Source organism: Mesorhizobium sp. CA6, from assembly GCF_020165035.1.
Classification (GTDB): Bacteria; Pseudomonadota; Alphaproteobacteria; order Rhizobiales; family Rhizobiaceae; genus Mesorhizobium.
This window is the reverse complement of sequence record NZ_JAIUHI010000009.1, coordinates 52,092-78,853: the sequence shown is the minus strand read 5'-3', so window position 1 is coordinate 78,853 and position 26,762 is coordinate 52,092. Positions and strand designations below refer to the sequence as shown.

25 protein-coding genes are annotated in these 26,762 nt (G+C 63.6%); 4 read left to right on the top strand and 21 right to left on the bottom strand.

What is annotated here, in order from left to right:
• Positions 1-47: 47 nt before the first annotated feature.
• On the top strand, positions 48-1,232 hold the full coding sequence (locus LB526_RS15355; protein ID WP_224604657.1) for an aromatic amino acid transaminase: 1,185 nt from the start codon (positions 48-50) through the stop codon (positions 1,230-1,232).
• Positions 1,233-1,301: 69 nt separating this feature from the next.
• Entirely contained in the window at positions 1,302-2,126 is an 825-nt protein-coding gene (gene mazG, locus LB526_RS15350) for a nucleoside triphosphate pyrophosphohydrolase (protein WP_224628233.1), read from the top strand.
• Positions 2,127-2,134: 8 nt separating this feature from the next.
• Here the strand turns inward: mazG and hflX are convergent, their stop codons facing one another.
• From hflX to dusB, 8 genes are all read right to left on the bottom strand, one after another.
• On the bottom strand, positions 2,135-3,520 hold the full coding sequence (hflX, locus tag LB526_RS15345) for a GTPase HflX (RefSeq protein ID WP_224604650.1): 1,386 nt from the start codon (positions 3,518-3,520) through the stop codon (positions 2,135-2,137).
• Positions 3,521-3,766 (bottom strand): RNA chaperone Hfq, encoded by a 246-nt coding sequence (hfq, locus tag LB526_RS15340; RefSeq protein WP_006202172.1) that lies wholly within the window; start codon positions 3,764-3,766, stop codon positions 3,521-3,523.
• A 143-nt stretch (positions 3,767-3,909) separates the two neighbouring features.
• Positions 3,910-4,773 carry a D-amino-acid transaminase gene (locus tag LB526_RS15335; RefSeq protein WP_140843390.1) on the bottom strand — a complete coding sequence of 288 codons (864 nt, stop codon included), beginning with the start codon at positions 4,771-4,773 and terminating at the stop codon, positions 3,910-3,912.
• An 82-nt stretch (positions 4,774-4,855) separates the two neighbouring features.
• On the bottom strand, positions 4,856-6,217 hold the full coding sequence (locus tag LB526_RS15330) for a sigma-54-dependent transcriptional regulator (RefSeq protein WP_095765455.1): 1,362 nt from the start codon (positions 6,215-6,217) through the stop codon (positions 4,856-4,858).
• Positions 6,207-8,498, bottom strand: coding sequence for a sensor histidine kinase NtrY-like (locus tag LB526_RS15325; protein ID WP_224604646.1), 2,292 nt, complete (start codon positions 8,496-8,498; stop codon positions 6,207-6,209). The genes LB526_RS15330 and LB526_RS15325 overlap by 11 nt, the downstream gene beginning before the upstream one ends.
• Before the next feature lie 121 nt (positions 8,499-8,619).
• Positions 8,620-10,080, bottom strand: coding sequence for a nitrogen regulation protein NR(I) (gene ntrC, locus LB526_RS15320; protein ID WP_095765457.1), 1,461 nt, complete (start codon positions 10,078-10,080; stop codon positions 8,620-8,622).
• On the bottom strand, positions 10,077-11,219 hold the full coding sequence (locus LB526_RS15315; RefSeq protein ID WP_224610744.1) for a two-component system sensor histidine kinase NtrB: 1,143 nt from the start codon (positions 11,217-11,219) through the stop codon (positions 10,077-10,079). The genes ntrC and LB526_RS15315 overlap by 4 nt, the downstream gene beginning before the upstream one ends.
• Positions 11,216-12,244, bottom strand: coding sequence for a tRNA dihydrouridine synthase DusB (dusB, locus tag LB526_RS15310; protein WP_224628231.1), 1,029 nt, complete (start codon positions 12,242-12,244; stop codon positions 11,216-11,218). Before dusB ends, LB526_RS15315 begins: the two co-directional genes overlap by 4 nt.
• A 140-nt stretch (positions 12,245-12,384) precedes the next feature.
• On the opposite strand from dusB, the gene LB526_RS15305 reads away from it, so the two are divergent.
• Positions 12,385-13,614: a bifunctional 2-C-methyl-D-erythritol 4-phosphate cytidylyltransferase/2-C-methyl-D-erythritol 2,4-cyclodiphosphate synthase gene (locus LB526_RS15305; RefSeq protein ID WP_224610742.1), complete on the top strand. Its 1,230-nt coding sequence runs from the start codon at positions 12,385-12,387 to the stop codon at positions 13,612-13,614.
• On the top strand, positions 13,611-14,099 hold the full coding sequence (locus LB526_RS15300; protein WP_224610740.1) for a CinA family protein: 489 nt from the start codon (positions 13,611-13,613) through the stop codon (positions 14,097-14,099). Before LB526_RS15305 ends, LB526_RS15300 begins: the two co-directional genes overlap by 4 nt.
• Here the strand turns inward: LB526_RS15300 and LB526_RS15295 are convergent.
• The 13 genes from LB526_RS15295 to LB526_RS15235 form a co-directional block, all read right to left on the bottom strand.
• On the bottom strand, positions 14,096-14,551 hold the full coding sequence (locus tag LB526_RS15295; RefSeq protein WP_224610738.1) for a type II toxin-antitoxin system RatA family toxin: 456 nt from the start codon (positions 14,549-14,551) through the stop codon (positions 14,096-14,098). The genes LB526_RS15300 and LB526_RS15295 overlap by 4 nt on opposite strands.
• Positions 14,552-14,557: 6 nt before the next feature.
• Positions 14,558-15,523, bottom strand: coding sequence for a lipoyl synthase (gene lipA, locus LB526_RS15290; protein WP_224628229.1), 966 nt, complete (start codon positions 15,521-15,523; stop codon positions 14,558-14,560).
• A 128-nt stretch (positions 15,524-15,651) separates the two neighbouring features.
• Positions 15,652-15,909 (bottom strand): GlsB/YeaQ/YmgE family stress response membrane protein, encoded by a 258-nt coding sequence (locus LB526_RS15285; protein WP_224610734.1) that lies wholly within the window; start codon positions 15,907-15,909, stop codon positions 15,652-15,654.
• A 156-nt stretch (positions 15,910-16,065) separates the two neighbouring features.
• Positions 16,066-17,532: a dihydrolipoyl dehydrogenase gene (lpdA, locus tag LB526_RS15280; protein ID WP_224610732.1), complete on the bottom strand. Its 1,467-nt coding sequence runs from the start codon at positions 17,530-17,532 to the stop codon at positions 16,066-16,068.
• Between the two features lie 27 nt (positions 17,533-17,559).
• Positions 17,560-18,198: an SGNH/GDSL hydrolase family protein gene (locus LB526_RS15275; protein ID WP_224610730.1), complete on the bottom strand. Its 639-nt coding sequence runs from the start codon at positions 18,196-18,198 to the stop codon at positions 17,560-17,562.
• A 133-nt stretch (positions 18,199-18,331) separates the two neighbouring features.
• The gene (locus LB526_RS15270) at positions 18,332-19,699 is read right to left on the bottom strand and encodes a pyruvate dehydrogenase complex dihydrolipoamide acetyltransferase (RefSeq protein WP_224628227.1); all 1,368 of its coding nucleotides are present in this window, start codon (positions 19,697-19,699) and stop codon (positions 18,332-18,334) included.
• Between the two features lie 18 nt (positions 19,700-19,717).
• Positions 19,718-21,112, bottom strand: a complete 1,395-nt coding sequence (locus LB526_RS15265; protein WP_095765468.1) for a pyruvate dehydrogenase complex E1 component subunit beta — start codon at positions 21,110-21,112, stop codon at positions 19,718-19,720.
• 15 nt (positions 21,113-21,127) lie between these two features.
• Positions 21,128-22,165, bottom strand: a complete 1,038-nt coding sequence (gene pdhA / locus LB526_RS15260) for a pyruvate dehydrogenase (acetyl-transferring) E1 component subunit alpha (protein WP_095765469.1) — start codon at positions 22,163-22,165, stop codon at positions 21,128-21,130.
• 174 nt (positions 22,166-22,339) lie between these two features.
• Positions 22,340-22,663: an FtsB family cell division protein gene (locus LB526_RS15255; protein ID WP_224610726.1), complete on the bottom strand. Its 324-nt coding sequence runs from the start codon at positions 22,661-22,663 to the stop codon at positions 22,340-22,342.
• A 156-nt stretch (positions 22,664-22,819) separates the two neighbouring features.
• Positions 22,820-24,094, bottom strand: a complete 1,275-nt coding sequence (gene eno / locus LB526_RS15250; RefSeq protein WP_140843412.1) for a phosphopyruvate hydratase — start codon at positions 24,092-24,094, stop codon at positions 22,820-22,822.
• 389 nt (positions 24,095-24,483) lie between these two features.
• The gene (locus tag LB526_RS15245) at positions 24,484-24,849 is read right to left on the bottom strand and encodes a PRC-barrel domain-containing protein (protein WP_095765629.1); all 366 of its coding nucleotides are present in this window, start codon (positions 24,847-24,849) and stop codon (positions 24,484-24,486) included.
• A 136-nt stretch (positions 24,850-24,985) separates the two neighbouring features.
• Entirely contained in the window at positions 24,986-25,831 is an 846-nt protein-coding gene (gene kdsA, locus LB526_RS15240) for a 3-deoxy-8-phosphooctulonate synthase (RefSeq protein ID WP_224628226.1), read from the bottom strand.
• Entirely contained in the window at positions 25,828-26,700 is an 873-nt protein-coding gene (locus tag LB526_RS15235) for a VOC family protein (RefSeq protein ID WP_224628224.1), read from the bottom strand. Before LB526_RS15235 ends, kdsA begins: the two co-directional genes overlap by 4 nt.
• Between the last annotated feature and the right edge of the window lie 62 nt (positions 26,701-26,762).

The following is a 26,762-nucleotide window of genomic DNA, read 5'->3' as shown; positions in this document are numbered from 1 at the left end:
GCGGGATCGATTTGCGTATCACTCCGCCGCCATTGGAGTCCTTTTCGATGTTCGAGACCCTGCAGCCCGCGCCCGCCGACAAGATCCTTGCCTTGATCGGCCTCTATCGCAACGACCCACGGCCCGGCAAAGTCGACCTCGGCGTCGGCGTCTACAAGGATATCGACGGCAAGACGCCGGTGATGCGCGCGGTGCGCGAGGCCGAGAAGCGGCTGCTGGCGAGCCAGGACACCAAAACCTATCTCGGCCTTGCCGGCGACACCGGCTTCAACGCCGCCATGATCAAGCTCGCCTTTGGCGAGAAGGCCGACCATTCGCGCATCCGCGCGGCACAGGCGCCGGGCGGATCGGGCGCGCTCAGGCTGGTGGCCGAGCTCGTGCAGCGCACGCGCCCCGGCGCGACGGTTTGGCTGTCCGATCCTACCTGGCCGAACCATCTGCCGGTGATGCGCGCCGCTGGTCTGCAGGTTCGCGACTATCCCTATTTCGATGCCGCATCGGGCGCTGTCCGCTTCGACGAGATGCTGGCGGCGCTAAAAGTTGCCAACAGCGGCGATGTCGTGCTCCTGCATGGCTGCTGTCACAACCCGACCGGCGCCAACCTCGATATCGCGCAATGGGCCAAGGTCGCCGATGTGCTTTTGGATCGCGGCTTGCTGCCTTTCGTCGACATCGCCTATCAGGGCTTTGGCGAAGGCCTCGATGCCGACGCCGCCGGTCTGCGGCTGCTGGCCGGCAAGGTGCCGGAAATGGTCGTCGCCTCGAGCTGCTCGAAGAATTTCGCCGTCTATCGCGACCGCGTGGGCGCGGCGATGATCATGGCCAAGGACGGCGCGCAGGCAGATGTGGCGATGAGCCAGATGCTGGCGGCGGCGCGCGCGCTGTATTCGATGCCGCCGGATCACGGCGCGGCGGCGGTGCGCATGGTGCTCGAAGACGCCGCCCTGAGGAAGGACTGGGGGACGGAGCTCGAGGAGATGCGGCTGCGCATGTTCAGGCTGCGCGTCGCTTTTGCCGAGGCGTTGCGCCGGCAGTCCAATTCCGACCGCTTCGATTTCGTCGCCAGCCATCGTGGCATGTTTTCGAGGCTTGGGTTGACCGAGGCGCAGGTCGAACGCCTGCGTGCCGAGCACGCCGTCTATATGGTCGGCGACAGCCGCATCAACGTGGCCGGCCTGCCGGAGGACGGCATGGACGATCTCGCCAAGGCGATCGTCTCGGTGCTTGACTGAGGCTGTGGACAACTCGTTTCGGTGTCCGGCCAGGTTGGTCGGACGCTGGCCGCGGGATAGGCTCAATTCATGAAGCCCTCCAAGGACATTTCACGCCTGATCGAGATCATGGCGGCGCTGCGGGCGCCGAAGACCGGCTGCCCTTGGGATATCGAGCAGAATTTCGCTACCATCGCGCCCTACACGATCGACGAAGCCTATGAAGTGGCCGATGCGATCGCGCGCGGCGATCTCGACGATCTGCGCGAGGAACTGGGCGATCTGCTGCTGCAGGTCGTCTATCACGCGCAGATGGCTGAGGAGATCGGCGAGTTCGCTTTCGGCGATGTCGTCGAGGCCATCACCACCAAGATGATCCGCCGCCATCCGCACGTCTTCGGCGACGAGAAGGCGCGCAGCGCTGGCATGGCCAAGGGCATGTGGGAGAAGATCAAGGCGGTTGAAAAAACCGAGAAGCGCGACGCCCGCATCGCCCGTGGTCTCGACCCGGAGGATCACGGCAGGGGCTATCTCGACAGCGTGCCGGTCGCGCTCCCTGCCCTGACGCGTGCCCTGAAACTGCAGGAAAAGGCGGCACGCGTCGGCTTCGACTGGAGCGAGGCAGCTCCCATCCTCGACAAGATAGAGGAAGAGATCGGGGAATTGCGCGAGGCGCTCGCCACCGGTGACGCGGCTCCCATCAAGGACGAGTTCGGCGACATGCTGTTTGCTATCGTCAATCTCGGCCGCCACCTCAAGCTCGACTCCGAAGCCTCGCTCAGCGGCACCAACGAAAAGTTCCGTTCGCGCTTCCATTATGTCGAGCAGGCTCTGGAGGCCTCGGGCAAGTCGCTGGAGAAGGCAACGCTCGACGAGATGGAAGCGCTCTGGCAGCAGGCCAAAAGCACCAAATAAACAGCCGGTTAGCTGCCGCTCCTGCGATGCAGGCGGTTCTCTATCTCTTGCCGGGCGCTGTGCGTGGCTGTCAGCGAGAGCGTGACGCTGCCGTCTTCATTGTCGGTGCGCGAAACGACGTCGCCGTTGCGGTAGAGCCAGTCGACCTGGCCAAGCTGGGCGGGGCTCAACGTCACCGTCATCCTTTCCAGCTCGCCCGACACGCGCGTCTCGATGAGCGCTTTCAGCGCGTCGATTCCTTCGCCGGTGACGGCCGATATAGAGATCGGCGGCGCCTTGCCGCTGGCGCTCTCGGCAAGCAGTCGCTCGCGATTGCCTTCGTCGAGCAGGTCGACCTTGTTCCAGACCTCGATCACGCGGTTCGCATCGGCAGCGTCGACGCCGAGATCGCCGAGGATGCGTTCGACGTCCTCGGCCTGGGCGGCGGTGTCCGGATCGGAGATGTCGCGCAGATGCAGCACCAGATCCGCCTCGACGACTTCTTCCAGCGTTGCCCGGAAGGCCGCCACCAGATGCGTCGGCAGGTCGGAAATAAAGCCCACCGTGTCCGACAGGATAACCGGCGTGCCGTGCGGTAGCCGCACGCGCCGCAGCGTCGGATCGAGCGTTGCGAACAGCATGTCCTCGGCCAGCACCCCTGCTCCGGTCAGCCGGTTGAACAGCGTCGACTTGCCGGCATTGGTGTAGCCGACGATCGCCACCACCGGGAACGGCACCTTCTTGCGCTTGGCGCGGTGCAGGTCGCGCGTGCGCCGAACCGTCTCCAGCTCGTGCTTCAGCTTGGTGATCTTGTCCTGCAGGATGCGCCTGTCGGATTCGATCTGGGTTTCGCCCGGACCGCCGAGGAAGCCGGCGCCGCCGCGCTGCCGCTCGAGGTGGGTCCAGCTTCGCACCAGACGACCCTTCTGGTAGTTAAGATGCGCAAGCTCGACCTGCAGCGTGCCTTCCTTGGTGCGCGCCCGCTCGCCGAAGATCTCGAGGATGAGCCCGGTGCGATCGAGCACCTTGGCGTTCAGTTCCTTTTCGAGATTGCGCTGCTGCACCGGCGTCAGCGGATGGTCGACGATGACCAGCTCCGCCTTGCGCTCCTTCACGATTTCAGCAAATTCAGCAACCTTGCCGCTGCCGAGCAGCGTGGCCGGCCGCGGATCGGCAACCGTCACCACCGCGGTGTGAACCGGGTTGAGGTCGATGGCGCTGGCAAGTCCGACCGCTTCGTCGTGGCGTGCATCCGCCGAACGGCTCAGGCGCGGACGGCTCGACTCATCGTCGCGCGGCTGGCGGGTAAGCACCGGCACAATGACCACTGCGCGGGTCGGATCCTTGGATTCCGGCCCGAGTTGATGTCCTTGTTTTCCGCGAACGCTGCGGTCCGCGTCCTTATCACGTGCCAATCAGGCGCCCTGGCTTTCCTCGCCATCGAACATCTGAACCGGCTGGCTCGGCATGATCGTGGAAATAGCGTGCTTGTAGACGAGCTGGGAGTGCCCGTCGCGCCGCAACAACACACAAAAATTGTCGAACGAAGTGACGACGCCAGTCAGCTTCACACCGTTGATGAGGAAGATGGTAAGTGGATTTTTGCTCTTGCGAACTGAATTCAGGAACAGGTCCTGAAGGTTTTGCGATCGTTCCGCCATTTTTCTTGTCTTTCGCCGATCCCCTTCGGTTTACGGGCCAATGCGCCAAATTACGAGGCACCTGTCAAGCGCGCAAACCCCCTCTTGCCGACACAATGGCAAGCAGAATGAGATAGTTGAGGTTACTTCCAGTTGTGCGGTTATCAGGCTGGACTTTTTTCCGCAACGTGAAAAAAGGCCTGCCGCAACGAAAGTGTCATCGAACCGGGATGGCCATTTGCGATCGGCGCCCCGTCGATTTCGACCACCGGCATGGCGATTGTGGTCGCCGAACTGATGAATGCTTCCCTTGCCGCCTTGGCTTCGGCGACCGAAAAACCGCGTTCCTCGATCTTGAGGCCAAGCTTGGCGGCGACATCGAAAAGCGTCGTGCGGGTGATGCCGCGCAGGATGCCGTGCTCGGCCGGCCGGGTCACGAGGACGCCGTCCCGGGTGACGATCCAGGCGTTGGACGAGCCGCCTTCCTTGACGTTGCCGTCGGTGTCGACGAACCACGCTTCCTGGGCGCCGGCTTCCTTGGCCTTCTGTTTGGCGAGCACATTGGGCAAGAGGCCGGTGCTCTTGATGTCGACGCGGTCCCAGCGATTCTCCGGGACGGTGATGACCTTGATGCCGGTCTCCACCCGCTTCGCGCTCGCGGCCGGATCGGCTTTCCTGGCGGTTATGACCAGGGAAGGCCTTGTGCCCGCGGGCGGAAACACGAACTCGCGGCTGGCGACGCCGCGCGTCACCTGCACATAGACAAGGCCGTCGACCACGCCGTTGCGATTGACCACCTCGCGCAGCAGCATCGGCAAGACGCTTTCCGAGACTGGCCAGGCGATCGACAGTTCCTTCAGCGAGCGCTTGAGCCTGGCAAGGTGGCGCGGCATGTCGACGATATGGCCGCGCGCCACCTCGCAAACCTCATAGACGCCGTCCGCGAACTGGTAGCCGCGATCCTCGATATGGACGCTGGCTTGAGCATGGACGACATAGCGCCCGTTGACATAGGCAATGCGCGGCATGGGCATCCTCAGGGAAAATGTCCGGCTTTCTTAGGCGATTCCGCCCCTGCCGTAACGAACAATCACGTGGGCCAAGGGCTCGCTACACACCCAGCGACTTCAGCTTGCGGTGGAGTGCTGATCGTTCCATGCCGATGAACTCGGCGGTCTTCGAGATATTGCCGCCGAAGCGGTTGATCTGGGCGATCAGATAATCCTTCTCGAATTGCTCGCGGGCCTCGCGCAGCGGCAGCGCCATGATGTGCTGGTCCGACTGGTTGGGCGTGCGCGGCATGACGTCGCCGATCTCGGACGGCAGAAGGTCGGCGGTGATCGGCGCATCGGCGTCTTCGCCGCGCGCCAGGATCATCAGCCGCTCGACATTGTTGCGCAATTGGCGAACATTGCCCGGCCAGTTGTGCGCCTGCAGCACGGCCAGCGCATCGTCGCCGATGCGGCGCGGCCTTATGCCGGCCTGGCGCGCGATCTGCTTCATGAAGTTGTCGACGAGGTAGGGAATGTCCTCGCGCCGCTCAGCGAGCCCCGGCACTATGACCGGAACCACCGCCAGGCGATGGTAAAGATCCTCGCGGAAGCGGCCGTCGGCGATCATCGCTTCGAGGTTCTGCGAGGTCGAGGAAATGATGCGGACATCGACCTTGACGCGCTTGGTGCCGCCTACCCGCTCGAATTGCTGCTCGACCAGCACGCGCAGGATCTTGTTTTGCGTTTCGCGCGGCATATCGGCGACTTCGTCGATGTAGAGGATGCCGCGATGCGCCTCCTCCAGCGCGCCGACCTTGCGCTCGGTGCCGTTCGATTCGGTACCGAACAGCTCGATCTCCATGCGCTCGGGCGTGATGGTGGCCGCGCTCAGCGTGACGAACGGACCGGACTTGCGAGACGACAGCGTGTGGATGGCGCGCGCCGTCAGCTCCTTGCCTGAGCCGGAGGGGCCGATGATCATGACGCGGCTGTTGGTCGGCGCGACGCGCTCGATGGTCTGCCGCAGCTGGCTCATCGCCGACGACATGCCGATCAGGTCGAAAGTCTCGCCGCTGCGCTGCTTGAGGTCGGAGACCTCGCGCCGCAGCTTGGACGTTTCCAGGGCGCGCTCGGCGATCAGGATGAGGCGATCGGCCTTGAACGGCTTCTCGATGAAATCATACGCGCCGCGCCGGATGGCCGACACCGCCGTTTCGATGTTGCCGTGGCCGGAGATCATGACCACCGGCATGTTCGGATGCATGGTCTTGATCTCGTCGAGCAGCGCCAGGCCATCGAGGCGCGAGCCCTGCAGCCAGATATCGAGGAAAATCAGCCGCGGCGCGCGATCGGCTATCGCCGCAAGCGCGCTGTCGGCATCATGGGCCGTGCGGGTTTCGTGACCCTCGTCGCTCAATATACCGGCGACAAGTTCGCGGATGTCTTCCTCGTCATCGACGATGAGAATGTCAGACGCCATTACCGACCTTTTCAGTTTCTCGTTCGTGTTCGCTTCGACCTTCACCGCGTGGCGGCGCGGCTACGATCGTGGCCGGGGGCAGGATGATCGAGATCATCGCGCCCCGGCCGCCATGGAAATCCGCTGGCGCGTCGTGCAATTCGAGACGGCCGCCATGGTCCTCCACGATCTTTTTGACGATAGCGAGGCCAAGCCCGGTGCCCTTCTCGCGCGTCGTCATATAGGGCTCGAGAAGCCTTTGGCGATTCTCGCGCGGCAGCCCCTTGCCGTTATCGATAACGTCGATTCGTATGGCGCCATCTTGCCGTCCGGCCTGAATCCGGATTGTGCCGCCCGAACGGTCCTGCGCATCAAGTCCGTCGATCGCCTCGGCCGCGTTCTTGATGACGTTGCCGAAGGCCTGAGCCATCAGGCGGCTGTCGAAAGTGCCTTTCAACGGCTCACTGCCGAAATCGCGCTGGAAGGCAATGTCCGAGCGGCTGACCTCGACCAGGAAAGACGCCTCGCGCAACGACTCACGAAGGTCGATCGCCTTCATCTCCGGCTTCGGCATGCGGGCGAAGGCCGAGAATTCGTCGACCATGCGGCCGATGTCCTCGACCTGGCGGATGATGGTGTCGGTGCACTGGTCGAACACCTCGCGATCCTCGGTGATGACCTTGCCGTAGCGGCGCCTGATGCGCTCGGCCGAAAGCTGGATCGGCGTCAGCGGGTTCTTGATCTCATGCGCGATGCGCCGCGCCACATCGGCCCAGGCCGACGAACGCTGCGCCTGGACGAGATCGGTGATGTCGTCGACCGTCACCACATAGGATTTCTCTTCTTCGCCGTCGTCGCCGGATTCGACCGTTACCTGGACATTGAAGGTGCGCTCCAGACCGGTGCGGAAGAAGGTCACCTGCTCGCGATAGACCGGCTTGCCGGACTGCCGCCCGATCTCGAACACGCGACCGACAAGCGGCAGGACCGTCGAAAGGTTCTGGCCGAGCGTCGCATTCGCCGAAATCGTCAGCATGGTCTCGGCCGAGCGATTGACGATGGTGATGATGCCGTAGGGGTCGACGCCGATGACGCCGGCAGTGACGCCGGCAAGCACCGCCTCGGAGAAACGCCGGCGCTCGTCGATCAGATCCTTGGCCGAGAGCAGCTCGTTGCGTTGCGACTTGAGCTCCAGGATCATGTTGTTGAAGGTCTCGCCGAGCGAGGCGACGTCGCCATCGGACTGGCGCACTGGAACGGCAACGTCGAGATTGCCGGTCGCCACCTCGTCGGCGGCGCCGATCAGCTGGCGGATCGGCCGCACGATCCGGTCGGCGACCGCGATGCCAGTCCAGATCGCCGAGAGCGTGATGATCAGCGTGAGCGATAGATAAGGCAACGCGAAGGCGACCTGCGAGGTCCGGCGATTGTCCTGCAGATTACGGTATTCGTCGGTGTTGCCCCTGACGATCTGGCGCGCCTTGATCACGTCGGGATCAACCAGCCGGATCGTGTAGAGGTAAAGCCCTTCGATCTCGCGCAGCTTGATAATGGCGCCCATGATGTTGCGGGTGCGCGGCTCGATCAGCACCGGCTTGCCCTCGGCCGCGGTGTCGACAGCGCCCGAGGGCGGCTCGGGCATGGGGAAGTCGGCGTCGGTCTTGGCGTTCATGACGAACGAGCCGTCCGGCTTGATAAGGGCCGCATGCGCTAGGCCGCGCCCGACGGCCTCCTTGTTCAACAGATCGAGGAAACCGCCCTTGTCGAGACCGTAAAGCGTGCGCGAGGCATCGAGATCGTATGCCATCGACAATGTCGTGCCCTGCAGGTTACGCGCGTTCTCCTGCACATAGGCGTCGGCGATCGACAGCGACGAGTTGACGATCGTCTTGGTGCGGATTTCGAACCAGCGGTCGAGGCCGATGTCGAGCGTGATCGAGGCGATGATCGCCACCATGATGGCCGGGATGGCGGCGACCAGCGCGAACATGGCGACGATGCGCACATGCAGCCGCGAGGCAGCCCTGCCGTGGCGCCGCGCCAGCACGATGCGTCGCACCTCGCGCGCGATCAAGGCGATGAGGAACAGCACAAAGACGGCATTGGCCGCGATCAGAGCCCAGGTCGCGTCGGCGGTCGGCGCGATCGGCGTTGCGCCGACCAGGATCGCAAACGATATGGCCGCCGTGATCACCGCGCCGGCAATGGCGACCACGCCGGGCAACGCCAGCAACCGTCGCCCGTCACGCGTGCCGGTCTGGTTGAAAAGCGGTTGGGTCAGGGTCGGAGCCTCAGCTGCCATGTCGCGGTACAGAGTCGGTCATCGCGTCGGATGTATGCAACGCATTGTGGCGATTATGCAACAAGTGTGGCCGGGAAGATAATCTTTCCCAGACAAAATTCACCGACGGGACGAGGTGACGTTACGGCTGCCTGGCTGATTTGTAGACGTTGACGCCGAGCTCGCGGATTTTCTTGCGCAGCGTGTTGCGGTTGAGCCCCAAAAGCTCCGCCGCCTTGATCTGGTTGCCGCGCGTCGCCGTCATCGAAGCCAGCACCAGCGGATACTCGACCTCGGCAAGAATGCGCTGGTAGAGCCCGGCCGGCGGCAATTCGCCGGCGAAGGAGGCGAAGTAGCGCTGCAGGAAATGCTCGACAGCCTGGCCGATCGACAGATCGTCGGGGATGAGCGCGCCGCCATCGGGCACGACCGGCCTTTCGCCGGTTTTCAGCTCCGATTCTATGATTTCAGATGAAATCTCGTCCTGCGAGTAGAGGGCGGCCAGCCGGCGCACCAGGTTTTCGAGCTCGCGCACATTGCCCGGCCAGGGATAGCGTTTCATAAGCTCGATGCCGCCGGAGGATATGCGCTTGGTCTGCAGGCCCTCGCTGGCGCCCTGCTTGAAGAAATGCCGCACCAGGTCGGGAATGTCCTCGGAACGCTCGCGCAGCGCCGGCAGCCTGAGCGGCACGACGTTAAGACGATAGAACAGGTCCTCGCGGAACAGGCCCTGGTTGATGAGCGTGCGCAGGTCCTTGTTTGTGGCCGCGACGATACGGACGTCGGTCTTGATCGGCGTGCGGCCGCCGACAGTGGTGTATTCGCCCTGCTGCAGCACGCGCAGCAGCCGGGTCTGCGCTTCCATCGGCATGTCGCCGATCTCGTCGAGGAACAGCGTGCCGCCCTCGGCCTGTTCGAACCGGCCGCTGGAGCGGTTCTGTGCCCCGGTGAAGGCGCCCTTCTCGTGGCCGAACAATTCCGATTCGATCAGGTCGCGCGGGATCGCCGCCATGTTGATGGCCACGAACGGGCCGCCGCGACGGCGGCCATATTCGTGCAGCGCGCGCGCCACCAGCTCCTTGCCGGTGCCGGACTCGCCGCTGATCATGACCGTGAGGTCGGTCTGCATCATGCGCGCCAGCATGCGGTAGATGTCCTGCATGGCGGCGGATCGGCCGACCAGCGGCATTGTCTCCGGCTGGTCTTCCGCGCGGCCATCGAGCTTCGGCCGCTTCGGCTCGGCCAACGCCCGGCTGACGATGTTGAGCAGCTCCGTCAGGTCGAACGGCTTCGGCAGATATTCGTAGGCGCCGGTCTCGGAGGCGCGGATGGCGGTCATGAACGTGTTCTGGGCGCTCATGACGATGACCGGCAGCTCGGGCCGCGCCTTCTTGATGCGCGGCAGCATGTCGAAGGCGTTTTCGTCGGGCATCACCACATCGGTGATGACGAGATCGCCCTCGCCCGCAGCCACCCAGCGCCACAGCGTCGAGGCATTGGAGGTCACACGCACCTCGTGGCCGACGCGTGACAGCGCCTGGTTGAGCACGGTGCGGATGGCCGCATCGTCATCGGCGACGAGAATATTGCCGCGAGCGGTCATGTGCGGTCTCCTTCAGCTTCATCGCCGGCGCTTGGTGCGGCCTCCTTCCAGGCTGGAAGCAGGATGCGAAACGTCGTCCCGCGCGGCGTCGAATCGCATTCGATGATGCCGCCATGCTCGCCGACGATCTTGGCGACCAGCGCAAGGCCAAGTCCGGAGCCGTTCGGCTTGGTGGTGATGAACGGATCGAACAGGATCGGCAGGATGTCCTCGGAAACGCCGGGACCGTTGTCATGCACGCAGAATTCCAGCGGCAACGACACTCGGTCCTGCGTTCCGGGCACCGAGACGCGGATGCCTGGGCGGAAGGCCGTCGACAGCACGATCTCGCCCTGCGGGTCGGCGCCGATCGCCTCGGCAGCGTTCTTGACCAGATTGAGAAAGACCTGGATCAGCTGATCGCGGTTGGCGAAGACTGGAGGCAATGATGGATCATATTCCTCCAAAATCTTGATCCGTCTTGCAAAACCGTTCTTGGCAATCGCCTTCACATGGTCGAGCACGACATGGATGTTGACCGGATAGCGCTCGATCGGCCGCTCATCGGAGAACACTTCCATGCGGTCGACCAGTGAGACGATGCGGTCGGTCTCGTCGGTGATCAGGCGGGTCAGCGCGCGATCTTCATCGGAGGCGGAAAGCTCGAGCAACTGGGCGGCGCCGCGAATGCCGGAGAGCGGGTTCTTAATCTCATGCGCCAGCATCGCGGCAAGACCGGTGACGGAGCGCGCCGCACCGCGATGCGTCATCTGGCGGTCGATCTTGTCGGCCATCGAGCGTTCCTGGAACATGACGACGACCGAGCCCGGAAATTCCGGCACCGGTGCGACGTAGAGATCGACCATCTTTTCGATGCCGAGGCGCGGCGACGAGACGTCGACGCGGTATTCGTTGACCGGCGCGCGGCGTTCGCGCACTTGGTCGACCAGCGTCAGCAACGGGCTGCCGAAGGGCACCAGCTTGGAGAGCGTGTTGCGCGCGAGCATATTCGCGCTGGAGCGGAAGAAGTCCTCGGCATCGGCGTTGGCGAATGTGATGAAGCCGTCGGGATCGACCATGATCACCGGGCGGCGGATGGTGTTGAGCACGATATTGGCGGCATCCGCCATATCGGCCTGCTGTGGCACGTCCGCCTTCATGCCGCGCTCCGCAGGCTGTCCGGGTGCGCGCCATCGGCGAAGACACGGCACAATTCGGCCACGACTTCACCCGGCTTGAAGGACGTGAGAATGGCTTTGCGCTGCTCGGCTGAGACATCGGCAGCGTGACGGTCGAGATACCAGCCGAGATGCTTGCGCGCCTGACGCAGCCCGCTTTCTATGCCGTAGAGCGAGAGCATGTCCTCGTAATGCGACACGACATAGTCGGCGAGCGCCTGCGGCATGTGCGGAATGCCGGGCGCAGATACACCACCGGCAATTGAGGCGATGCTTCCTGCAATCCACGGCGCGCCGTAATGCGCGCGACCGATCATCACCGCGTCGGCGCCGGACCGTTCGAGGATTGTCGCCGCCTCTTCCGGCGAGCCGACATCGCCATTGGCCACGACCGGGATCGAGACGGCTTGCTTGACGCGGGCGATGGCGCGCCAGTCGGCCTTGCCCTGATAGAACTGGCAGCGCGTGCGGCCATGCACGGTCACCATGCTGACGCCGGCCTGTTCGGCGCGGCGCGCCAGCATCGGCGCGTTGAGCGCGCTTTCGTCCCAGCCGAGCCGCATTTTGACGGTCACCGGCACCGAAACGGCGCCGACCACCGCCTCGATTAGCGACAGCGCATGGTCGAGGTCGCGCATCAGCGCCGAGCCGGCATAGCCGCCGGTCACCTTCTTCGCCGGGCAGCCCATATTGATGTCGATGATATCGGCGCCCTCGCCCGTCGCGATTCGCGCGCCCTCTGCCATGTGCGCGGCCTCGCGGCCGGCAAGCTGCACCATATGCACCGGCAGACCGGAATGACGGATGCGAAGGTCGCAGCCTGCCCTGCCCTTGGCCAGTTCGCCGCTCGCCACCATTTCCGAAACGACCAATCCCGCGCCATGCGCGTGCGCGCGCTGCCGGAACGGCTCGTCGGTGATGCCCGACATCGGCGCCAGGAAAACCCGATTACGGATTTTCACGCCGCCGACATCAAGAGGCGATGCCAATGTGGTCAGTTCAGCCATGCACAAAAACCAAGCATGTTCGATCGTTGCACATTCTCTAGCCAGAAGTGTGGCATTGTGCAACGCGCAATGACGTCACATTAAGGCGCATTTTGGAAAAAGCTGGCCTTCGGCCATCACCCCGACTAGGACCGATCGGAATGAGCGAGGCAAGTGAAAAGCAAGCGACAGGCCTGAACGGCGGGATCGGGGTGGTGATCGTTGCCGCCGGCCGTGGCGCGCGCGCCGGACAGGCGGACGGTCCGAAGCAATATCAGCGCATCGGCGGCCGTGCCGTTATCGCGCATACGCTGGATATCTTCCTCTCCCATCCGATGATCGGTCCCGTGGTCGTGGCCATCCATGCCGACGATGCCGAACTCTTCGAACGCGCGGCCGAAGCGCATGGCGACCGTCTTGTCGCCGTGATCGGCGGCCCTTCGCGCCAGGCGTCCGTCCGGCTCGGCCTCCTGGCGCTGAGGGACCAGGCACCGGCAAAAGTGCTGGTGCATGACGCCGTGCGACCCTTCGTCGACGCCGGGCTGATCGACCGCACCATCGAAGCCATCGGCGAGCGCCAGGGCGCGTTGCCGGCGCTGCCTGTCGCCGACACGCTGAAGCGGGAATCGGCCGCCGGCATGATCGACGAGACGGTGTCGAGAGCCGGCCTTCATGCCGCGCAGACGCCGCAGGGCTTTCCGTTCTGGCCGCTGCTCGCCGCGCATGAGAAGGCGCATCATCTGGGCAAGACGGAGTTCACCGACGACGCGGCGATCGCCGAATGGGCACAGATACCGGTCAAGATCGTTCCCGGATCGCCGGACAATGTCAAACTCACCTGGGCAAGGGACATCGCATTGGCCGACCAGCGGCTTTCGAGCGCGCAGCAGCGCTTCCCGGATATTCGCACCGGCAACGGCTATGACGTGCACGCGTTCGAGCCCGGCGACCATGTAACGCTCTGCGGCGTCGCCATTCCATATGATCGCAAACTCTCCGGGCATTCGGACGCCGATGTCGGGCTGCATGCGCTGACCGATGCGCTGCTCGCCACCTGCGGCGCCGGCGATATCGGCACGCATTTCCCACCGTTCGATCCGCAATGGAAGGGTGCTGCCTCGAAGATCTTCGTCGAGCACGCGGCGAAGCTGGTGCGCGAGCGCGGCGGCCGTATCGCCAATGCCGACATCACGCTAATCTGCGAGGCGCCGCGCGTCGGGCCGCATCGCGCGGCGATGACGCAAGCGCTCGCAGCCATGCTCGGCATCGCGCCCGAGCGCATTTCGATCAAGGCGACAACCAACGAGAAGCTCGGCTTCGTCGGGCGCGGCGAAGGCATCGCCGCGATCGCCACCGCCAGCGTCGTCTATCCGGGCGAGGTGCCGGCATGAGCAACGCCGAACTCGCAAATGCCCTGCTCCAGGCCTGCCAGCAGCGCGGCATCATGCTGGCGACGGCCGAAAGCTGCACCGGCGGCCTGATCATCGCGGCGCTCACCGATATCGCCGGGTCTTCCGCCGTGGTCGATCGCGGCTTCGTCACCTATTCCAACGAAGCCAAGATGGAGATGCTCGGCGTCTCCGCCGCCACGCTCGACGCACATGGCGCGGTCTCGCGCGAGACGGTGCTGGAGATGGCGGCGGGGGCGCTGACGCACTCGCTAGCGAGCCTGTCGCTCGCCGTCACCGGCATTGCCGGCCCCAGCGGCGGCTCGGCCGACAAGCCGGTCGGCCTTGTCTGGTTCGGGATAGCGCTTGCCGGACAACCGGTAATCGCTGAGCGGCAGCTGTTCGGCCACAAGGGCCGCGAATTCATCCGGCACGAGACGGTGAGGCACGCGCTGCAACTCGGCTTGCGGGTGCTGGGCGAACGTTAGGCGGGCTTTACACCGTAAATGACGTTTGCCCGTTTCTCGAAGGCTTCCGAGAACATGCGGAAGGCGCGGTCGAACATCGTGCCCATCACCGCGCCGAGTATGCGGCTCTTGAACTCGTAGTCGATGAAGAAATGCACCTCGCAGCCGCTGGCCGCGGGATCGAAGCGCCAGATGTTGCTGAGGTATTTGAACGGGCCGTCTATGTATTTGACGTCGATCGCTTTCTCGTCGGGCTTCAGCAGCACCTGGGTCGTAAAGGTCTCGCGGATCGCCTTGTAGCCGATGCTCATGTCGGCAACCAGGATGGTGCGGCCGTCACGCTCCTTGCGCGAGCGCACGGTGAGGGATTCGCAGAGCGGCAGGAATTGCGGGTAAGCCTCGATGTCCGCCACCAGCGCGAACATCTCGTCGGGCGTATGCGCGACGCGGCGTGTCGCCTCGAATTTCGGCATTGAAGGTCAGCTGGCCTTCGCGAGCTGCGCCTCGCGCGCCGCGCGGAGCCTGGCGAAATCCTCGCCGGCATGGTGCGAGGAGCGGGTCAGCGGGCTCGACGCCATGAGGAGAAAACCCTTCGTCTTGCCGATGGTCTCGTAGGACTTGAACTCGTCCGGCGGGATAAAGCGGATCACCGGATGGTGCTTCTTGGAAGGCTGCAGATACTGGCCGATGGTCATGAAGTCGACATTGGCCGAACGCAGATCGTCCATCAACTGCAGCACCTCGTTCCGCTCCTCGCCGAGGCCGACCATGATGCCGGATTTGGTGAAGATCGAGGGGTCGAGTTCCTTGACCCGCTGCAAAAGCCGGATCGAGTGGAAATAACGCGCGCCGGGGCGAACCGTCAGGTAATTCGACGGCACGGTTTCGAGATTGTGGTTGAAGACATCGGGCTTGGCCGCAACGACGATCTCCAGCGCGCCGTCCTTGCGCAAGAAGTCGGGCGTCAGGATCTCGATCGTCGTCGAAGGCGTTGCCTTGCGGATGGTGCGGATGACTTCGGCGAAATGCTGCGCGCCGCCGTCGTCAAGATCGTCGCGGTCGACGGAGGTGATGACGACATGGCTCAATCCCATCTGCTTGACGGCGTGCGCCACGCGCGCCGGCTCATCCGGATCGAGCGCGGTCGGGATGCCGGTCGCGACATTGCAGAAGGCGCAGGCGCGCGTGCAGATCTCGCCCATGATCATGAAGGTGGCGTGCTTCTTGTCCCAGCATTCGCCGATATTCGGGCAACCGGCCTCCTCGCACACCGTCACCAGCTTGTGCGACTTCACGATCTCGCGCGTTTCGGCATAGCCCTTGGAAACCGGCGCCTTGACGCGGATCCAGTCGGGCTTGCGCAGCACCTCCTCGTCGGGCCGGTGCGCCTTCTCGGGATGCCGCGGGCGCGGCCGGTTGGCGATCGTGTCTACGACTGTGACCATCTCAAACCCTTCGCGGCCGCGATTTCGCCAGCCGCCTGTCTTGCGTCATCTAGGACTTTTCGAGACAAAGAAAAAGGCCGCGGCAGCGCATGCCGCCACGGCCATTTTCGCATAACGGTGGCTTTGGGTCAGCGACGCACGAGCCGTCCGACGAAGATCAGCAGGCAGGCGCCGATGAAGCCGGTGATCAGATAGGCGACCCAGCCGACGCCGAACGACTGGATGTTGACGGCCTGCAGGATCGCGTTCAGCACTATCGCGCCGACGATCCCCATGATGATGTTCATGAAGATACCGGTGTTGCTCTTCATGACCATCTCGGCCAGCCAGCCCGCCAGGCCGCCGACGATGATGGCTGCGATCCAGCCGACGCCATTCATATGCATGTGCCAATTCCTCCTCGATCAGGTGAAAATGCATCCGGATACGAACCGCCTTGCCGTCAGCTTTCTCCGGCTGCCGCGTGTGAGTCTCGCCCAACCACGTTAGCACGGATTGGCCATCGATCACCGACTGGTGACTTATCACCGATTGGTGACCTATCATGCGTTCAAAACGCGGCCATAGGCGTCGAGCACGCTCTCCTTCATCATCTCCGACAGTGTCGGATGCGGGAAGATCGTATGCATCAGCTCTTCCTCGGTCGTCTCCAGGTTCATAGCCACGACAAAACCCTGGATGAGCTCAGTCACCTCGGCGCCGACCATGTGCGCGCCGAGCAGCTGGCCGGTCTTCTTGTCGAAGATGGTCTTGACGAAGCCCTGGTCCTCGCCGAGCGCGATGGCCTTGCCGTTGGCGCTGAAAGGGAAGCGGCCGACGCGGATATCCTTGCCTTCCGCCTTGGCCTTCGCCTCGGTCAGGCCGACGGACGCGACCTGCGGGCTACAATAGGTGCAGCCGGGGATCTTCAGCTTGTCGATGGGGTGCACGCCCGGGAAATTGGCTATCTTCTCGACGCAGACAACGCCCTCATGCTCGGCCTTGTGGGCGAGCATAGGCGGGCCGGCGACGTCGCCGATGGCGTAGATGCCGGGCACATTGGTCTTGCCGTAGCCGTCGACGACCACGCAGCCGCGATCCGTCTTCACGCCAAGCGCTTCCAGGCCGAGATTCTCGATGTTGCCCTGCACGCCGACGGCCGAGATCATGCGGTCGGCGGTGATCTTCTCGACCTTGCCGTCCTTCATCTCGACATGCGCGGTGACCGAATTGGCGCCCTTTTCAACCTTGGTCACCTTGGCCTCGAGGAGGATCTTCATGCCCTGCTTCTCGAACTGTTTTTGCGCGAATTTCGAGACCTCGGCGTCCTCGACCGGCATTACCGCCGGCAGCAGCTCGACCACCGTCACATCGGCGCCCATGGTGCGGTAGAAGGAGGCGAATTCGATGCCGATGGCACCCGAACCCATCACCAACAGCGATTTCGGCATTTCCTTCGGCACCATGGCCTCGAAATAGGTCCAGATCAGCTTGCCGTCCGGCTCGATGCCGGGCAGCGCGCGCGGCCTGGCGCCCGTCGCCAGGATGATGTGCTTGGCCGTGTAGGTGCCCTCGCCCTTGACGCCTTTCGGCACCGGCGGCTGCGGCTCCATCGCCTTCTTCGCGGTCTTTGAGACGACGACCTCGCCCGGTTTGTCACCGGCTGGGGCTTTGGAAAGCTTGGCCTCGCCCCAGATGACGTCGACCTTGTTCTTCTTCATCAGGAAGCCGACGCCGGTGTTCAGCCTGAGCGAGACTTTTCGCGAGCGGTCGACCACGGCAGCGGTGTCGGGCATAATTTTACCGCCTTCAAGCTTAAGCCCGTAATCCTTCAGATGATCCGAATAATGCATGATCTCGGCCGAGCGCAGCAGCGCCTTGGTCGGAATGCAGCCCCAATTCAGGCAGATGCCGCCAAGATGCTCGCGCTCGACGATTGCCGTCTTGAAGCCGAGCTGGGCGGAACGCACCGCCGTGACATAGCCGCCGGGGCCTGAGCCGATGATGATGACGTCGTAGGATTCAGCCACGGGTTTTCTCCCTGATCTTTCTGAGGGTTAGAGCGAGAGCATGACGCGCACGAGCGGCGCCAGAGCCTTGCCGATGTTTCGCGTGTTCTCGGCATCGAGATGGACGCCGTCGAGCGGCGTGGTGGTTGCGACCGTGCCGGCGTCGAAGAAGCCGCAGCCGGCCTCGTCGGCCAGCAAGGAATACTGCGGCGCAAGACGCTTGGAAGCGTCGTCGCCGCCGGCGAACATTTCCTTGAACTCGGCATTGTCGGTGCGTGTCACGACAGGCGGCGCGACAACGAGGATCTGCGGCGCCGGCCAGTCGAACGGATAGTCATGGCCGCGCACGATATCGATCAGCCGCTGCACGCCCTGCTTGGCTGCGACCGGATTGCCGTGAATCCAAGGCTTCATGTCGTTGGAGCCGAGCATGACGATAACGAGATCGAGCGGCGCATGGCTGGTCAGGATCGTCGGCAGAATGCGGGCGCCATTGCGATCGGCGCCGGCCAGATGGTCGTCGAAGGCGGTGGTGCGGCCGTTGAGGCCTTCGGCGATGACTTCGACATCGTTGCCGAGTTCAGCCCCAAGCACGCTCGGCCAGCGGTCCTCGAGCGCATGGCGACCGAGATTGGCGGCGTCATAGCCCCAGGTCAGCGAGTCGCCATAACAGAGAATTGTCTTCATGCGATTGCCCCACCCTTGCCGAAAGCTGGCTGCGAGCGCCTGCCGCGCCGGCATGCGAAGAGCTCGCCGTCGGGATTAAAAATAATCAGGGTGAAAAGGCTGGTGACGAATTTCCGCACCGCCTTTTCCCTTCTTACACCAGCATGCCCATCGGGTTTTCGATCAAGCGCTTGAAGGCGCCGAGCAGTTCGGCGCCGAGCGCGCCGTCGACGGCGCGGTGATCGGTCGACAAGGTCACCGACATCACGGTGGCTATTCTGATCTCGCCCTTCTTGACCACCGCCCGTTCCTGGCCTGCGCCGACCGCCAGGATCGTCGCATGCGGCGGGTTGATGACGGCGGCGAAGTCCTTGACGCCGAACATGCCGAGATTGGACACCGCCGTCGTGCCGCCCTGATATTCTTCCGGCTTCAGCTTGCGGCTCCTGGCGCGGCTTGCCAGGTCCTTCATCTCGTTGGAGATGACCGACAGCGTCTTTTCGTCTGCATGCCGGATGATCGGCGTGATCAGGCCGCCGGGGATCGACACGGCGACGCCGACATCGGCGTGCTTGTGCTTGACCATGGCGCTGTCGGTCCAGGAGGCGTTGGCGTCCGGCACCGCCATCAGCGCCATCGCCATGGCCTTGATGACCATGTCGTTGACCGAGAGCTTGTAGGCCGGAACCTCGCCCTTCTCGGTCTTCCGCATCGGGGCTGCGGCATTGAGCTGCGTGCGCAGCGCCAAGAGCGCATCGAGCTCGCAGTCCAGCGTCAAATAGAAATGCGGGATGGTGGACTTCGCCTCGACCAGGCGACGCGCGATGGTCTTGCGCATGTTGTCATGCGGCACGAGCTCGTAGGAGCCTTCGGCGAACAGCTTCAGCACCTGGTCGTCCGACATCGGTTTGGGCGCTGCGGCCGGAGCGGACGGGGCGGCGGCGGGCGCCTTCGCAGCCGGAGCGCCGCCGGAAGCGATCGCCGCCTCGACGTCGACCTTCACCACGCGGCCATGCGGGCCGGAACCGGTCAGCGCCGTCACGTCGACGCCGGCATCCTTGGCGATGCGGCGGGCCAGCGGCGATGCGAAGACGCGATCGCCTGCGGCGTGGCCGTTGGCGACGGGAGCAGGCTCGGCCTTCGCCGGCGGGGGCGCCGCGGCGGCTGCTGCCGGCTTGGGCGCTTCCTTGGGCGGCTCGCCCTTCTGGGCATCAGCTTTCGGCGCTTCAGCCTTGGGCGCGGCGCCGCCGCCGCTCTTGGCAGCGGCCGCGGCATCCTCGCCTTCACCGGCCAGGATGGCGATCAGCGCGTTGACCTTGACGCCTTCGGTGCCGGCCGGAACCACCAGCTTGGCGACTGTGCCTTCATCGACGGCTTCGACCTCCATCGTCGCCTTGTCGGTCTCGATCTCGGCGATCACGTCACCCGGCGAAACCTTATCGCCTTCCTTGACCAGCCATTTTGACAGATTGCCCTCTTCCATGGTCGGGGAGAGCGCCGGCATGGTGATGTTGATTGGCATGATGTCCTCCCGACCGGCTCAGCGATAAGTGACGGCTTTGACGGCCTCGACGACTTCGCCGACGTTGGGCAGCGCCAGCTTCTCGAGGTTCGCCGCGTAAGGCATGGGAACGTCCTTGCCGGCAATGGTGATCACCGGCGCATCGAGGAAATCGAAGGCGCGCTGCGAGACCTGGTTGGCGATGTGATCGCCGACCGAGTTCTGCGGAAAACCTTCTTCCACCACCACGAGGCGGTTGGTCTTCTTCACCGAGGCGATGATCGTGTCGAAGTCGAGCGGGCGGATGGTTCTCAAATCGATGATCTCGGCGTCGATGCCCATGCCGCGCAACTCGGCTTCCGCCTTGAGCGCATAGGTCATGCCGATGCCGAAGGAGACGAGGGTGACGTCCTTGCCCTGCTTGTGGATACGCGCCTTGCCGATCGGCAGCACGAAGTCGTCGAGCTTCGGCACGTCGAAGGAATGGCCGTAGAGGATCTCGTTCTCCAGGAAGATGACCGGGTTCGGGTCGCGGATCGCGGCCTTGAGCAGGCCCTTGGCGTCGGCAGCCGTATAGGGCATCACCACCTTCAGGCCGGGGATATGGCTGTACCAGGCGGCATAGCATTGCGAGTGCTGGGCGGCGACGCGGGCCGCCGCACCGTTGGGACCACGGAACACGATCGGCGCGCCCATCTGGCCGCCGGACATATAGAGCGTCTTGGCGGCCGAGTTGATGATCTGGTCGATCGCCTGCATGGCGAAGTTGAAGGTCATGAACTCGACGATCGGCTTCAGCCCCGCCATCGCGGCGCCGACGCCGACACCGGCAAAGCCATGCTCGGTGATCGGCGTGTCGACGACGCGCCTCGGCCCGAATTCCTGCAGCAGGCCCTGCGTGATCTTGTAGGCGCCCTGGTACTCGGCGACCTCCTCGCCCATGACGAAGACATCGCCGTCGCGGCGCATCTCCTCGGCCATGGCGTCACGGAGCGCTTCGCGCACCGTGGTGGAAACCATCTCGGTGCCGGCTGGAATATCCGGATCGGCGGCGATCTCCGCCTTCGGCGCGGCGGCGACAGCGGCGGACGCCTCGCTTTTGGCCGAGGCTTGCGCCGGGGCCGGCGCGGCTTTTTCAGCCTTGGCGGGCTCTTCCTCGCCGATGCCTTCGCCGGCCTTGTCGACGTCCTCGCCGTCGACGGCAAGCACGGCGATGACCGCGTTGACCTTGACGCCTTCACTGCCGGCGGGAACCACGATCTTGGCCAGCGTGCCTTCGTCGACAGCTTCGACCTCCATCGTCGCCTTGTCGGTCTCGATCTCGGCGATCACATCACCGGCGACGACCTTGTCGCCTTCGTTCTTCAGCCATTTGGAAAGATTGCCCTCTTCCATCGTCGGCGACAGCGCGGGCATGAGAATTTCGATCGGCATGTCCTTGCCCTCTCCTTAGAGTACGATGTCGGTCCAGAGCTCGGACGGATCCGGCTCGGCGTCGTTCTGGGCGAATTCGGCGGCGTCGGCGACGATGTCGCGGACTTCCTTGTCGATGGCCTTGAGCTCGTCCTCGCTTGCCCACTTCTTGTCGAGCAGCCGCACCCGGACCTGCTCGATCGGGTCATGCTCGGAGCGCATCTTCTGCACTTCCTCCTTGGAGCGGTATTTCGCCGGGTCGGACATCGAATGGCCTCGATAGCGATAGGTCTGCATCTCGAGGATGAGCGGACCGTTGCCGGCACGGCACCATTCGGTCGCGAGATCGGCCGCCGACTTCACGGCGCGGACGTCCATGCCGTCGACCTGGATGCCGGGAATCTTGAAGGAAGCGCCGCGATGCGAGAAGTCGGTCTCGGCCGACGAACGCGACACGGACGTGCCCATGGCGTAGCGGTTGTTCTCGATAATGTAGATCACCGGCAGCTTCCACAGCGAGGCCATGTTGAAGCTTTCATAGACCTGGCCCTGGTTGGCGGCGCCATCGCCGAAATAGGTCAGCGAGACATTCTTGTTGTCGCGGTAGCGGTTGGCGAAGGCGAGACCGGTGCCGAGCGACACCTGCGCGCCGACAATGCCGTGGCCGCCATAGAAATGCTTTTCCTTGGAGAACATGTGCATCGAGCCGCCCTTGCCCTTCGAAAGACCGCCACGGCGACCGGTGAGCTCGGCCATGACGCCGCGCGGCGACAGCTCCATCGCCAGCATGTGGCCATGGTCGCGATAGGCGGTGATCATCTGGTCGCCTTCGACCAGCGCCATCTTCATGCCGGTGACGACGGCCTCCTGGCCGATATAGAGGTGGCAGAAGCCGCCAATGAAGCCCATGCCGTAGAGCTGGCCCGCCTTCTCCTCGAAGCGGCGGATCAAAAGCATGTGACGGTAGGCGGAAAGCTCTTCTTCTTTGGTGAAATCCGCCGGTTTGGGCGCTGACAGATTGGGCTGTTTGTCGGATCTGGATTTTGCGGGCGCTTTTTTGGCGGCGGTGGCCATGCGTCACTCCCTGTTGGCGTCTCTTCGCGGACATTCAGGGAGATCGATCGTCTCCCCACCGATTGCGGAAAGCTAACATGCAAGGATGCATTGCGCCATGCTGAAAAACGCATGGCTGGCATGCATCTAAGCGATTAGAATCATTGAAAATAAAGGCGATTAACCGAAATTCGGTTATTTCCTCGAGGTAGGCAGCATAATGGTGATTTCGTCCGGATGGGACAGATTGAGCGCCTTTCGGGCCTGCTCGTCAAGCATATCCTTCTCCAGCGTACCCTCATGCATCAGCTGGACACGGCGCTCGAAGTCGATCCGGCGCGCCTTCACGGCGTCAAGCTGGGCCTTCAATTCAACCGCACGGGCCTGCAGCCGATATTTGGAATAGATGCCGAATTCGCCGTGATAGGCATGGAAGCCGAAATAGGCCAGGAAGAGCACGCAAAGCGAGGGGATGATCAGCCTGCCGGTGTTTCTCTGCTTGTGCTGACGTGTCCACATGACCCGAACCCTCGCGGCCGCGAACGCAAGCGGCCATGAGTCGTATTTCGCCCGATTGTGCTTAATGGACGGTTACGGACGACCCTTATCGAGGATCGCCGGAACGAAAAAGGGCGGGAATGACCCGCCCTTTCCAGACTGTCCGAACAGGCTGGATCAGCCCTTGACCACGGACTTGCCTGCGTAGCGCGCTTGCTTGCCGAGCTCTTCCTCGATGCGGATGAGCTGGTTGTATTTGGCCATGCGGTCCGAACGCGACAGCGAGCCGGTCTTGATCTGCCCGCAATTGGTGGCGACGGCGAGGTCGGCGATGGTCGAATCCTCGGTCTCGCCCGAGCGATGCGACATGACGGCGGTGTAGCCGGCCTTGTGCGCGGTCTCGACGGCGTCGAGCGTCTCGGTCAGCGAGCCGATCTGGTTGACCTTGACCAGGATCGAATTGGCGACGCCCATGCGGATACCGTCGCGCAGCCGCGCCGTGTTGGTGACGAAGAGATCGTCGCCGACGAGCTGGGTCTTCTTGCCGATCAGATCGGTCAGGATCTTCCAGCCTTCCCAATCGTCCTCGGCAAGGCCGTCCTCGATGGTGATGATCGGATAATCGGCAGCGAGCTTGGCAAGGTACTTGGCCTGCGCCTTCGGATCGCGGGTCTTCTTCTCGCCCTCATAGACGTAATTGCCGTCCTTGAAGAACTCGGTCGCCGCGCAATCGAGACCGAGGGCCACGTCCTCGCCGGGCCTGAAGCCTGCCTTCTCGATCGATTCCATGATGAAATCGAGCGCCGAAGGCGCGCTCTTCAGGTTGGGGGCGAAGCCGCCCTCGTCGCCGACATTGGTGTTGTGGCCGGCGTCCTTCAGCTTCTTCCTGAGCGTGTGGAAAATCTCCGAGCCCCAGCGCACGCCGTCGCGCAGGGTCGGCGCGCCGATAGGCAGGATCATGAACTCCTGGAAGTCGATCGGGTTGTCGGCATGCGCGCCGCCGTTGATGATGTTCATCATCGGCACCGGCAAGATGTGCGCCTTAGTGCCGCCGACATAGCGGTAGAGCGGCAGGCCCGCGGCTTCCGCCGCGGCCTTGGCGACCGCCAGCGATACGCCCAGGATGGCGTTGGCGCCAAGGCGGCTCTTGTTCGGCGTGCCGTCGAGCTCGATCATCGTCTGGTCGATATGGATCTGGTTCTCGGCTTCCATGCCGCCGATCGCCTCGAATAGCTCGCCGTTCACCGCTTCGACGGCGCGCTGCACGCCCTTGCCGAGATAGCGCGGCCCGCCGTCCCGGACTTCGACCGCCTCATGCGCGCCGGTCGATGCGCCCGACGGCACAGCGGCGCGGCCCATGGAGCCGTCCTCCAGCACCACGTCGACCTCGACGGTCGGATTGCCACGGCTGTCCAGGATTTCACGCCCGACAATGTCGATGATGGCGGTCATTTGCGATGTCCCCGATTGATCGATTGAAGCGTCGCGCCCCTCTTAGCCAAAGCAGAGCAAAAGGCAATCGGCGGGCCCCGCATTTATTGCCGCGGGCGTGATTCACGAAGCGCAATTTTCTGTCATCATAAGTCATGCGCGCTGTGTGACCATCTCATCTATGGTCGCGTTCGCGCGGGGCGAAACAGGAGGAGTTTCGCCATGTCCCAGTTGAGCGGTATCGTGAGTTTGTTCCTGATCGCGGCAGCGTTCCTGACGTCATGCGACGATCAGAAACCCCAGCAGAGCTCGGTGGAGCTATCGACTCTCAACGCGGCGGAGTAGCTAAACGTCAAAGGCCCCCGGCTTTGTGTCGGGGGCCTTTCGATTCCCAGCTTGCCGATCTGCGATCAATGCCAATAGGGCTTCACATGGTAATACTGGAATGACGCATCGCGGGCGGCTTCGCCGTCGGCGCCGGTCAGCTCGTCGATCGAATAGGCGGGCGCGGCCTGAAGCTGTTCCTTTGTGAACGGCACGACGTAGCCGCCTCTGTCCTCGTCATAGTCGAGCGTCGCCCACGGAACGGCGTGGTATTTCTCGCCCATACCGAGAAAGCCGCCGAAGCCGATCACGGCGAACATAATGCCATTCGACATCTTGTCGAGCATCACATCCTCGATGCTGCCGATGCTCTTGCCTTCGGTGTTATAGACCGACGTGCCGATGACGCGCGAGGCGGCAATGGCTTCGGTATGCCCGGACGGAGTGGTCATGATGGTGCTCCTCTCGTTGAATGCCTGCACCGACAATGAGAGGAGCGCGCTAAGGTTCCCGACGATTTGCTCGGCTGTCGGTGAGGCAGCCCCCGCTCACCACAAACCGGCGCCGGATCGAGGTCCGCCGCTGCAATCAGTGACCCTTGGCAATCCGATCAAAGGCCATGAGCTTTTCCAGCAACGCCGGCATGTCCTTGAGAGGCACCATGTTGGGGCCATCCGAAGACATCGAATTGTCCGGGTCCTGATGGGTTTCGATGAAGACGCCGGCGACACCGACGGCAACGGCCGCGCGCGCGAGCGTCGCGACAAAGCGCCGTTCGCCGCCGGAGGAGCCGCCCTGCCCGCCCGGCTGCTGCACGGAATGGGTGGCGTCGAAGATTACCGGGGCGCCGATCTCGGCCATGACCGGCAGAGCGCGCATGTCCGAGACGAGCGTGTTGTAGCCGAACGAGACGCCGCGCTCGGTGGTGAGCACATTCGGGTTGCCGGAGCCGGTGATCTTGGCGACGACGTTCTTCATGTCCCAGGGCGCGAGGAACTGCCCCTTCTTCACGTTGATGACCTTGCCGGTCCTGGCGGCGGCGACCAGCATGTCAGTCTGGCGCGACAGGAAGGCGGGGATCTGCAGGACATCGACATGGGGTGCTACGATCGCGCATTGCTCCTCGTTGTGGACGTCGGTCAGCACAGGAAGGCCAAACTCGTTGCGCAGATCGTCAAAGATCGGCATCGCCGCATCGAGCCCGGCGCCGCGGGTCGCCGACAGCGAGGTGCGGTTGGCCTTGTCGTAACTGGTCTTGTAGACGAGGCCGATTCCCAGACGTTCCGTCAGTTCCTTCAGCGCGCCGGCCATGTCGAAAGCGTGCTGGCGCGATTCAAGCTGGCACGGGCCGGCGATTAGCGACAGCGGCGCATTGTTGGCGAAGACGACCTTGCCGACGGTTACCGATGAATTGGGCGCCAGGGGCTTGCTCATGGGATCTCCCGGAAGATGAAGGCCGCGCCCCGCCCGCGCGCCGGTGGAACGACGATGTCAGTGCCGCTCATGTCGTGATCGATGGCCCCGGCCGCAAGCGCGTGCGCCGCTGTAGCTTTGTCGCGGATCGAGAAAACAATCGCCTCAAACCGTAAATGTGGTGAGGCTTCGGCCGCCAGGCCGAAACGCTGCGCGTAGCTCTCTGGCGTGACCACGCTCAAGATTGCATTCGGCAACCGCACCATGTCGCCGTCTGCCTCTGACCCGGCGGCGATCGAGATCAATGCGATCTGTGCGGAAGGCACATCGCTCACGGCGATTACCTCGATGACGCCGGTCACGCCATTGGCATGGGCCTGCAGCGCCGTGCGATCGATCTTCGGCGGGTTCACGCGCTCGCAGGCGAAGAGGAAGGCGTCCGTCGCTCCCTTGCCGACCGCAAAGGCCAGCTTGAAGGATGCCGTGTCGCTCTTTCCGTTCGTATCTGTGAACGCGCGCGAGAAACGCAGCGTATCGCCGGCTGACAGACCGGCTTCGACAAAACGCATATGGTCGGCATCGGCATTGCCGGTTCCAAGCACGACGGCGGAAAAACCTTCCTCGCCCAGCCGCTCGCGATAAAGGCGGTCGCGCGTAATGAAAACATTGCCGGCCGCAATCGCTTGTCTTGCCGCCTGTTCATTTCCCACCGCCAGCGGCTCGAGATAGGTGCCGTCGGCGAAAAAGACGCAAGCATTCTCCGTGCCGAAGGGGTGGATGCCTGTGGGCGCTACGACAAAGCCGAGCGAGGTCAGACGCGACCGGACGGCATCGAGGCTCGGTGTCGGCAGCACGAGATGGTCAAGCGGATGGGCGGAGCTTTCGATCATACCGGCGCGGTGTGCCCCATTCCGGCCGGCTGTTCAAGTGCACCGAACGGTCGGCCGCGGCT

What these genes read in the sequence shown, in the direction of transcription:
- dusB (WP_224628231.1), bottom strand. Translation starts at nt 12,244, where the DNA reads ATGGCTGAACTGACCACATTGGCATCGCCTCTTGATGTCGGCGGCGTG.
- LB526_RS15300 (WP_224610740.1), top strand. Translation starts at nt 13,611, where the DNA reads ATGAGCAACGCCGAACTCGCAAATGCCCTGCTCCAGGCCTGCCAGCAG.
- LB526_RS15295 (WP_224610738.1), bottom strand. Translation starts at nt 14,551, where the DNA reads ATGCCGAAATTCGAGGCGACACGCCGCGTCGCGCATACGCCCGACGAG.
- LB526_RS15330 (WP_095765455.1), bottom strand. Translation starts at nt 6,217, where the DNA reads ATGGCGTCTGACATTCTCATCGTCGATGACGAGGAAGACATCCGCGAA.
- LB526_RS15255 (WP_224610726.1), bottom strand. Translation starts at nt 22,663, where the DNA reads ATGTGGACACGTCAGCACAAGCAGAGAAACACCGGCAGGCTGATCATC.
- LB526_RS15305 (WP_224610742.1), top strand. Translation starts at nt 12,385, where the DNA reads ATGAGCGAGGCAAGTGAAAAGCAAGCGACAGGCCTGAACGGCGGGATC.
- LB526_RS15325 (WP_224604646.1), bottom strand. Translation starts at nt 8,498, where the DNA reads ATGGCAGCTGAGGCTCCGACCCTGACCCAACCGCTTTTCAACCAGACC.
- mazG (WP_224628233.1), top strand. Translation starts at nt 1,302, where the DNA reads ATGAAGCCCTCCAAGGACATTTCACGCCTGATCGAGATCATGGCGGCG.
- eno (WP_140843412.1), bottom strand. Translation starts at nt 24,094, where the DNA reads ATGACCGCCATCATCGACATTGTCGGGCGTGAAATCCTGGACAGCCGT.
- LB526_RS15270 (WP_224628227.1), bottom strand. Translation starts at nt 19,699, where the DNA reads ATGCCAATCAACATCACCATGCCGGCGCTCTCCCCGACCATGGAAGAG.
- LB526_RS15285 (WP_224610734.1), bottom strand. Translation starts at nt 15,909, where the DNA reads ATGCATATGAATGGCGTCGGCTGGATCGCAGCCATCATCGTCGGCGGC.
- ntrC (WP_095765457.1), bottom strand. Translation starts at nt 10,080, where the DNA reads ATGACCGCTCGCGGCAATATTCTCGTCGCCGATGACGATGCGGCCATC.
- LB526_RS15245 (WP_095765629.1), bottom strand. Translation starts at nt 24,849, where the DNA reads ATGACCACTCCGTCCGGGCATACCGAAGCCATTGCCGCCTCGCGCGTC.
- LB526_RS15355 (WP_224604657.1), top strand. Translation starts at nt 48, where the DNA reads ATGTTCGAGACCCTGCAGCCCGCGCCCGCCGACAAGATCCTTGCCTTG.
- LB526_RS15265 (WP_095765468.1), bottom strand. Translation starts at nt 21,112, where the DNA reads ATGCCGATCGAAATTCTCATGCCCGCGCTGTCGCCGACGATGGAAGAG.
- hfq (WP_006202172.1), bottom strand. Translation starts at nt 3,766, where the DNA reads ATGGCGGAACGATCGCAAAACCTTCAGGACCTGTTCCTGAATTCAGTT.
- pdhA (WP_095765469.1), bottom strand. Translation starts at nt 22,165, where the DNA reads ATGGCCACCGCCGCCAAAAAAGCGCCCGCAAAATCCAGATCCGACAAA.
- LB526_RS15235 (WP_224628224.1), bottom strand. Translation starts at nt 26,700, where the DNA reads ATGATCGAAAGCTCCGCCCATCCGCTTGACCATCTCGTGCTGCCGACA.
- LB526_RS15315 (WP_224610744.1), bottom strand. Translation starts at nt 11,219, where the DNA reads ATGAAGGCGGACGTGCCACAGCAGGCCGATATGGCGGATGCCGCCAAT.
- LB526_RS15275 (WP_224610730.1), bottom strand. Translation starts at nt 18,198, where the DNA reads ATGAAGACAATTCTCTGTTATGGCGACTCGCTGACCTGGGGCTATGAC.
- kdsA (WP_224628226.1), bottom strand. Translation starts at nt 25,831, where the DNA reads ATGAGCAAGCCCCTGGCGCCCAATTCATCGGTAACCGTCGGCAAGGTC.
- lipA (WP_224628229.1), bottom strand. Translation starts at nt 15,523, where the DNA reads ATGGTCACAGTCGTAGACACGATCGCCAACCGGCCGCGCCCGCGGCAT.
- LB526_RS15335 (WP_140843390.1), bottom strand. Translation starts at nt 4,773, where the DNA reads ATGCCGCGCATTGCCTATGTCAACGGGCGCTATGTCGTCCATGCTCAA.